Genomic DNA, 8,401 nt, shown 5'->3' with positions numbered 1-8,401 from the left:
CCGATCTCACCGGTGCGGCTGATGGTGCCCGCGTAGGGTTCGCTCTCTCCGGCGAGGATGCGCATCGTCGTGGTCTTGCCCGCGCCGTTGCGGCCGACGAGGCCGATCCGGTCGCCGGGTTGGATCCGGAGCGCGGCCCCCTCGATGGCCAGCAGCGTGCGCGCGCCAGCGCGGACCTCGAGGTCCGTTGCGGTGATCACGCGGTGCTCCTAGCTGTTGGTGTCTAGTTGTCGTCGGTCGGCTTGCTCCTCGCGCAAGCGCTCGTCGGTGAACGTCTGCTCCTCGCGCAAGCGCTCGGTGAGCGTCTGCTCCTCGCGCAAGCGCTCGTCGGTGAACACCGGGGCCCGCCTTTCCGCGCGCGCAGCAACCGCTTCCTCGAAGTTCGCGGTGAGCAGACGCACATAGAGCTGGCCCAGGCCTTCAGCCTGCATGTGGCCCTCCAGGCTACCGGCCTCCAGTCCACTCCAGAGCGTGCGCTTGGTCAACTCGATTCCAGGCCGGGAGAACGACGCCATCCGCTGAGCCATGGAAAAGCATGTGTCGAGCAGCTCGTCGTCGGGCACCGTTCGGGACACCAGCCCGATTCGCTCGGCCTCCTCGGCGTCGATGTCGCGCCCGGTCAGCATCACCTCGAACGCGCGTGAGGTTCCGATGGCCCTGGGTAACAGGTAGGAAAGGCCGAGCTCACTGGCCGTCAGGCCGTTGTTGATCCCCGCTGCGCGGAAGTAGGCGCCCGCCGCGGCGATCCTGATGTCGCATGCCAGTGCCAGACACAGGCCGCCACCGATCGCGGCTCCGTTGACCGCAGCGATGACGGGCTGGTGCAGCTTCCGTATGGCGAGAATCACGTCATCGAGCAGCTCCATCGACCGCAGCGCGTACGTCGGCCTGGTCAAACCCGCGACGTGTGGGACCGCTCCCGCCGACTTGTGGTCGGCCCCCGACGAGAAGCCACGACCCGCTCCGGTCAGCACCACGACGCGCACGTCGTTCTCGTAGGTCAACTCGTCGAGCGCGCTCCTGAGCGGAACCATGACGTCGAACGCCATCGAGTTCATCCGCTCCGGTCGGTTCAGCGTCACCAGAGCGACGCCATCCCGCGGTCGGTCGATCAGGACCAACGGATGATCGGAATCGGTGCCCACGGACAGCACGCTATCGCGCGCTGCGGGGCGACGGCCCCGAGTCGGGGCCGCTAGCCGACTAAGCCTGCTCTGAGTTCGCGCCCGCGGCGATGGCGGCGTCCACGTCGAACTCCCTGATCTTCTCGATCACGTTCTCCAGCTCGGCGGCGGGCAGCATCCCGGAATGCCGGAACACCATGTGGCCCTTCTTGAACGCCATCAGCGTGGGGATCGCCTGAATTTCCGCGGCGGCGGCGAGGCCCTGCTCGGCTTCGGTGTCGACCTTTCCGAACACGACGTCGGGATTGTTCTCCGACGACGCGGCGTAGGTCGGCGCGAACGCGCGGCACGGGCCGCACCAGGACGCCCAGAAGTCGACCAACACGATCTCGTTGTCGGTGACGACGTCATTGAACTTATCGGTGGTGATGTCTTGCGTACTCACTTCTCTCCCAACGTCATGTTTTACCTGCTTGTTCCCACTATTGGTCTGGCCGACGTCTCGGTCGGCACTACTTCAACGAGCTCAAGGCCGCCTTCGGCTCATACCCATCGAACCCGTCGAGCTCATCGTTCCGTAAACGGGTTACCCACGTCGGATCTGCGAGCAACGCCCTGCCGATGGCGACGACGTCGAACTCTCCTGCCTCGAACTGCGCGATGACCTTGTCGGCGGGGGCAGGCGCGATCTCTTGGCGCGGACCCTCGTCGCGGAACGCGGTGTCCAAGCCGACCGAGCCCACCGCGATCACCGGCACGCCGGTCACCTTCTTCGTCCAGCCAGCCAGACTCAGCACTGAATCGACGTCCGGGAAGCCGGCCGCGTAGTGCCTGCGCGTCGACGGGTGGAAGACGTCGACACCGGCGTCCACCAGTGGAGCGAGCAGCTCCTGGAGCTCGCTGGGGTCTGCTGCGATGGTGGCCTCGTAGTCGGTGCCCTTCCACTGCGAGAACCGGAAGACGATCGGGAAGTCTGCTCCCACCGCCGCGCGAACCGCGGCTACCACTTCGGCGGGGAAACGCGTGCGCCCCGCGAGTGAGCCCCCGTACTCGTCGGTGCGCAGATTGGTCTTCGACCAGAGGAATTCGTCCAGGAGGTAGCCGTGCGCGCCGTGAATCTCGATTGCGTCGAACCCGACATCGCGGGCGTTGCGGGCGGCGAGGGCGAAGCTCTCGGCGACGTCGGCGAGCTCGCCGACCGTCAACGCGCGACCCCTCGGCTCCCCCAGCCCGTTGACGGCGGACGGGCTGACCGGCGTCACGCCGTCGCCATCACCGCGTTCGACGCCCTGGTGCCACAGCTGGGCGGCAATCACGGCCCCCTGGGCGTGCACGCCGTCGGTGACCCGACGCCAGCCCGCCAGGACGTCGTCGCCGGCGATGGTGGGGATCGCCGCCGGAAACCCCGCCTCGGGATTGGGCAGTCGAACCCCCTCCGTGATGATGAGGCCCACGCCGCCGGCCGCTCTCCGCGCGTAGTACGCGGCGACGTCGGGCCCAGGGACGCCGCCCGGGGACGCCTGCCGTGTCATGGGCGCCATGGCGAAGCGATTCGGGATCGTCATGGAGCGAACGGTGAGTGGAGTGAACAGATCGCCTACGCGGTCCTCGAGGCTCATGGAGCGGTGTAACACCGTGCGTCGGCCCGCGATTCCATCACCGTCACGTCCCCCCGTCGCTTCGCTCGCCCGGTCATTTCCCCCGTCGCTTCGCTCGCCCGGTCATTTCCCCCGTCGCTTCGCTCGCCCCGTCATTTCCCCCGTCGCTTCGCTCGCCCGGTCATGATGGTCACAACTCGGACCGTCCACGCTCGAAGAACGCGATGGCGTCAGCGGCGAGCCCATCGACGTCGTGGCCGGGATCCAACGTCAGGAATGCACCGAAGGGTGCGTTCCAGAACGGGCCGATGCGCGACGTCCACGGGCCGACGTAGGCGTACGGAAGCGGGTGGAAGTCGTCGCCGGGTGAGACGCCGTAATTGACCTCGTCCTCGGTAACCGCGACGTCGAAGTGCTCGGGCCACAACACCGGATGTTGGTCCTGGATGGCGCTCTTCAGGGCGAAGCCACCCGCGTAGAGGCTGCGGTGGACCAGCTCGGCGCATTCGGGGTCGACGTCGAACACCTCGTCGGCGCTCAGCGGCTGGGCGAGGTCGTAGACGCCGTCCGGCGGCCCCACGTCGAGACCGGTGGCCGCTGCGAGCGCGCCGACGGTACCCGTCAGTGGCGCGCCGTCCTCACCCCACACCAGCTCGGTGCCATGCACCGCGACGGGGATCGAGACGCCCGTGAAGCCGTCGGGGCGAACCGCGAGTCGGATGGTGCCCGCCGATCGGAACTGAGGGCCCGCGATGAAGCTCTCGGCGACACCGCGCAGTTGGCGACGCGTCGTGACGTATTGGTCCTCGCGCATCGCGCTAGACCGTGAAACCCAGCGCCCTGAGCTGCTCGCGGCCGTCCTCGGTGATCTTGTCTGGGCCCCACGGCGGATTCCACACCCAGTTGATCTTGATCTCGTTGACGAGACCCGCACCAACCAGCGCGGTGCGCGACTGATCTTCGATGACGTCTGTCAGCGGGCACGCCGCGGACGTGAGCGTCATGTCGATCAGCGCGACCTTGCCCTGGTCGCCCTGCTCGATGTTCAGGCCGTAGACCAGGCCGAGGTCTACGACGTTGATGCCGAGTTCGGGGTCCACCACGTCACGCATGGCCTCTTCCAGATCGGCGAGCGTCTCTTCGTCGAGGGCGGGCACCGGATCCACACCGGCGTCGCTCGTGCCTGCAGGCACCGCTTCGGTCATCGTGCATCCTCCTGTAGGTCTTGCTCTACGTCTTCGTCTGATTGTGCGCTCGCCTTGACCAGAGCGTCCTTGAACGCCATCCAGCCGAGCAGAGCGCACTTCACCCGCGCCGGATACTTCGCCACGCCCGCAAAGGCAATGCCGTCGCCGATGACGTCCTCGTCACCGTCGACCTTGCCGCGCGAGGACACCATCTCGGTGAACGCCGCGACCGTCTTCAACGCAGCTCCGACGCTCTGGCCGATCACCTGGTCCGTCAATACCGACGTCGCGGCCTGACTTATCGAGCAGCCCTGCCCGTCGTACGAGATGTCCTCGACCGTGTCACCATCGCCAGACAGCGCCACCCGCAGCGTGACCTCGTCGCCGCACGTCGGGTTGACGTGGTGTACCTCGGCGCCAAACGGCTCCCGCAACCCGCGGTGATGAGGATGCTTGTAGTGATCGAGGATCACTTCCTGATACATCTGCTCCATGCGCACGGGTTCACTCCCGTCCGAAGAACTCGACGGCCCGCTGCACGCCTGCCGCCAGCCGGTCCACCTCGTCCAGCGTGTTGTACACGCCGAAGGAAGCCCGGGCAGTGGCCGCAATGCCGAAGCGGCGATGCAGTGGCCACGCGCAATGATGGCCGACGCGGACCGCCACGCCGTCGTCGTCGAGCACCTGCCCCACGTCGTGGGCGTGAATGCCGTCGACCACGAAGCTCACCGGTGACCCGCGGTGCTCCATCGACGTCGGACCGATGATCCGCACGCCGTCGATTGCCGTCAGCCGCGCCAAGGCCGCAGCCACCAACTCATCCTCGTGGGCTTCGACGGCAGCCATGCCGATCGCATCCAAATACCTTGCCGCGGCGGCCAACCCGACAACCTGGGACGTCATTGGCGTGCCAGCCTCGAATCGCTGCGGGGCAGGCGCGTAGGTGGTGGCCTCCATGGTCACCGTCTCGATCATCGACCCGCCGGTGAGGAACGGCGGCATGGCGCCCAACAACTCACGACGGCCGTAGAGCACGCCGATGCCCGTCGGACCCAGCATCTTGTGACCCGAGAACGCGGCGAAGTCGACGTCGAGCGCGTGAAAGTCGACCGGTTGATGGGGCACCGACTGGCAGGCGTCGAGCACGGTGAGCGCACCGACCGCCTTGGCGCGGGCGACCAGGTCAGCGACCGGGGCCACCGCACCGGTGACGTTCGAATGATGGCTGAAGGCAACCACCTTCACGCGCTCGTCGAGCTGCAACGAATCGAGGTCGATGCGTCCGTCGTCCGTGACCGAATACCAGCGCAGCGTCGCACCCGTCCGCCTGGCCAATTCCTGCCAGGGAATCAGGTTGGCATGGTGCTCCAGCTCGGTGGTGACGATGACGTCACCGGGGCCAACGGCGTTGTCGGACCGACTGTCCCCCAACGCGTACGACACCAGATTGATGGACTCGGTGGCGTTCTTCGTGAAGACGAGTTCGTCGCCGTCGGCGCCCACGAACGACGCGATGTCCTCGCGGCCCTGCTCGTAGGCGTCGGTGGACTCCTCCATCAGTTGGTGCGCCCCGCGGTGCACCGCACCGTTCGAGGTGATGAGGAAGTCGCGCTCGGCATCCAGTACCTGCAGCGGCTTTTGCGACGTGGCGCCAGAGTCCAGGTACGCCAACTGATTTCCGCCGCGCATCACGCGTTGCAGGATCGGGAAGTCGGCGCGAATCCTGTTCAGGTCGGTGAGATCCAACGAGTGAGTTGCCTCGACCGTCATGTGAGCCTCCTAAGGCGTTCAGGGCCCATCAGGCTCCTAGGACCCTGCGGTCGCAGCCTGGGTGAAGCGTTCGTAGCCGTTCTCCTCCAGCTCGTCCGCGAGTTCCGGGCCGCCGGACTGGATGATCCGACCACCGAAGAACACGTGCACGAACTGCGGCTGGATGTAGCGCAGGATGCGGGTGTAGTGGGTGATCAGCAGAACGCCGCCGTTCTCGGTTTCCTTGTAGCGATTGACGCCTTCACTGACCACGCGCAGCGCGTCGACGTCGAGGCCGGAGTCGGTCTCGTCGAGGATGGCGATCTTCGGCTTGAGCAGACCGAGCTGCAGGATCTCGTGGCGCTTCTTCTCTCCGCCGGAGAAACCCTCGTTGACGCTGCGCTCACTGAACGCCGGGTCGATGTCCAGATCGCTCATCGCGGTCTTGACTTCCTTGACCCAGTGCCGAAGCTTCGGCGCCTCACCGCGAACCGCGGTGGCTGCCGTACGCAAGAAGTTCGACATCGAGACGCCGGGCACCTCGATGGGGTACTGCATCGCCAGAAACAGCCCGGCGCGGGCACGTTCGTCGACGCTCATCTCGAGGACGTCCTGGCCGTCGAGGGTGATCGAGCCCGACGTGACGGTGTACTTCGGATGGCCCGCGATCGCGTAGGACAGCGTCGACTTGCCGGATCCGTTGGGCCCCATCACCGCATGGGTTTCGCCCGACTTCACGGTCAGGTCGACGCCCTTGAGGATGGGGATGTCTCCGTCGTCGTTCGAAGTGACGGAGACGTGCAGATCCTTGACTTCAAGTGTGGTCATGGTTAATCAGTTCTCGATTCGGTGATCGCCAATTCGTGTTCGATGGCTTCGGTGAGGCGTTCGCGGATCTCGGGGACGGCGATCTTGGCGATGATCTCGCCGAAGAAGCCGCGCACCACCAACCTGCGTGCCTGGTCTTCGGGGATTCCGCGGGCGCGGAGGTAGAACAGCTGCTCGTCGTCGAAACGTCCCGTGGCACTGGCGTGTCCGGCGCCGATGATCTCGCCGGTCTCGATTTCGAGGTTCGGTACCGAGTCGGCCCGGGCACCGTCGGTGAGCACCAGGTTGCGGTTCAACTCGAAGGTGTCGGTACCGGTGGCCTCGGCGCGGATGAGCACGTCGCCGATCCACACCGTGTGGGCGTCCGGACGCTTCGAGTCCGGATCCCCTTGCAGCGCACCCTTGTACACCACGTTCGACTTGCAATTGGGCTGCGCGTGGTCGACGAGCAATCGCGACTCGAAGTGCTGCCCGTCGTCGGCGAAGTAGAGGCCAAGCAACTCGGCGTCTCCGCCTGGGGCCTGGAACCGGGTTCGGACGGTCAACCGCACCACGTCTCCACCGAGGGTGACGGCGACGTGCCGCAGCACTGCGTCCTTGCCCAGCGACGCGTGATGCGTGCTGACGGCCACGGCGTCGTCGGTCCAGTCCGCGATCGACACGACCGTAAGGCGCGCGGCGTCACCGACGACCAGTTCGACGTTGTCGGCGTAGGTGCCACTGCCGCGTTGGTCGAGCACCACGACGGCCTCGCCGAGTTCCTCGACACGGAGCTGAACGTGGCCGTACGCCGTCGCTCCGACACCGGGACCGGTCAGCGTGATCTCGACGGGTTGATCGGGTGTCGCGTCGCGCGCGACGGTCACGATCGTCGCTTCGGTGAACGACGAGAATGCCTGGGCCGCAACCCGATCGGCGGGCACGCCAGCTTGACCGAGTCGCTCGTCGCCACGGGGCACCGTCTCGATCGTCACGCCGGGGCGCTCGGAGACCTCGATGACCGCGCTCCCGGTCGCGGGGGCGGAGCCGTCGTGCAGGCCGTGCAGCCTCTTGAGGGGGGTGAACCGCCATAGTTCGTCACGGCCGCCGGGTACCTCGAAGGCGTCGACGTCGAACGACGTGAACAACTCCCCCTTGTTGGCTCCGTCGAGCGCCGAACCCGGCTTGGCACCGCCTTCTACGGCAGATGTCAGATCCTGGCCCATCAGCCGACCGCGCCTTCCATCTGCAATTCGATCAACCGGTTCAGCTCGAGCGCGTACTCCATCGGGAGCTCCTTGGCGATCGGCTCCACGAAGCCACGCACCACCATGGCCATGGCCTCGTCCTCGGTCATGCCGCGGCTCATCAGGTAGAAGAGCTGATCGGCGCTGACCTTGGACACCGTGGCCTCGTGGCCCATCGTGACGTCGTCCTCGCGGATGTCGACATACGGGTAGGTGTCGCTTCGGCTGATCGAATCGACAAGCAGCGCATCGCACTTCACGCTCGACCGGGAACCGTGCGCCCCCTTGTTGATCTGGACCAACCCGCGGTAGGACGCCCGGCCGCCGCCACGCGCGACCGACTTGGAGACGATGTTGCTCGACGTGTTCGGCGCCAGGTGCAGCATCTTGGCACCGGTGTCCTGGTGCTGGCCCTCGCCCGCGAACGCCACCGAGAGCACCTCGCCCTTGGCGTGCTCGCCGGTCATCCAGACCGCCGGGTACTTCATCGTGACCTTCGAGCCGATGTTGCCGTCGACCCACTCCATGGTGGCGCCGGCCTCGGCGCGGGCACGCTTGGTCACCAGGTTGTAAACGTTGTTGGACCAGTTCTGGATGGTCGTGTAACGGCACCGCCCGCCCGGCTTCACGATGATCTCGACGACGGCCGAGTGCAGCGAGTCGCTCTTGTAGATCGGCGCGGTGCAGCC

The 8,401-nt window shown here is 66.5% G+C and carries 10 protein-coding genes and 1 pseudogene; all 11 read right to left on the bottom strand.

The genetic code is table 11. From position 1 onward, the window contains the following. Positions 1–200 (bottom strand): ATP-binding cassette domain-containing protein (locus ABW137_RS12725; RefSeq protein ID WP_526400393.1); only part of this gene is annotated, 200 nt, incomplete at its 3' end. Positions 201–323: 123 nt separating this feature from the next. Beyond that, positions 324–1,145: pseudogene (locus tag ABW137_RS12720) on the bottom strand (enoyl-CoA hydratase); the annotation flags it as partial. Positions 1,146–1,203: 58 nt separating this feature from the next. After that, complete coding sequence (trxA, locus tag ABW137_RS12715; RefSeq protein ID WP_526400391.1) at positions 1,204–1,569, bottom strand: thioredoxin; 366 nt, start codon at positions 1,567–1,569, stop codon at positions 1,204–1,206. A gap of 67 nt (positions 1,570–1,636) precedes the next feature. Continuing rightward, positions 1,637–2,743, bottom strand: a complete 1,107-nt coding sequence (locus ABW137_RS12710) for an oxidoreductase (RefSeq protein ID WP_526400389.1) — start codon at positions 2,741–2,743, stop codon at positions 1,637–1,639. 169 nt (positions 2,744–2,912) lie between these two features. Continuing rightward, positions 2,913–3,536 (bottom strand): hypothetical protein, encoded by a 624-nt coding sequence (locus ABW137_RS12705; protein WP_526400387.1) that lies wholly within the window; start codon positions 3,534–3,536, stop codon positions 2,913–2,915. Positions 3,537–3,540: 4 nt separating this feature from the next. Beyond that, positions 3,541–3,927, bottom strand: a complete 387-nt coding sequence (locus tag ABW137_RS12700; RefSeq protein ID WP_526400385.1) for a metal-sulfur cluster assembly factor — start codon at positions 3,925–3,927, stop codon at positions 3,541–3,543. After that, on the bottom strand, positions 3,924–4,403 hold the full coding sequence (gene sufU / locus ABW137_RS12695; protein WP_526400394.1) for a Fe-S cluster assembly sulfur transfer protein SufU: 480 nt from the start codon (positions 4,401–4,403) through the stop codon (positions 3,924–3,926). Before sufU ends, ABW137_RS12700 begins: the two co-directional genes overlap by 4 nt. 10 nt (positions 4,404–4,413) lie before the next feature. Next, positions 4,414–5,679, bottom strand: coding sequence for a cysteine desulfurase (locus ABW137_RS12690; protein ID WP_526400383.1), 1,266 nt, complete (start codon positions 5,677–5,679; stop codon positions 4,414–4,416). Positions 5,680–5,715: 36 nt separating this feature from the next. Next, on the bottom strand, positions 5,716–6,486 hold the full coding sequence (gene sufC, locus ABW137_RS12685) for a Fe-S cluster assembly ATPase SufC (protein ID WP_526400381.1): 771 nt from the start codon (positions 6,484–6,486) through the stop codon (positions 5,716–5,718). Positions 6,487–6,488: 2 nt separating this feature from the next. Next, the gene (gene sufD, locus ABW137_RS12680; RefSeq protein WP_526400379.1) at positions 6,489–7,691 is read right to left on the bottom strand and encodes a Fe-S cluster assembly protein SufD; all 1,203 of its coding nucleotides are present in this window, start codon (positions 7,689–7,691) and stop codon (positions 6,489–6,491) included. Beyond that, a partial coding sequence (gene sufB, locus ABW137_RS12675; RefSeq protein WP_526400377.1) for a Fe-S cluster assembly protein SufB occupies positions 7,691–8,401 on the bottom strand: 711 nt, incomplete at its 5' end. The genes sufD and sufB, both read right to left, overlap by 1 nt.

It is taken from the genome of Mycobacterium sp. (genome assembly GCF_040509115.1).
GTDB lineage: Bacteria > Actinomycetota > Actinomycetes > Mycobacteriales > Mycobacteriaceae > Mycobacterium.
This window is presented reverse-complemented; position numbering and strand designations above follow the sequence as displayed.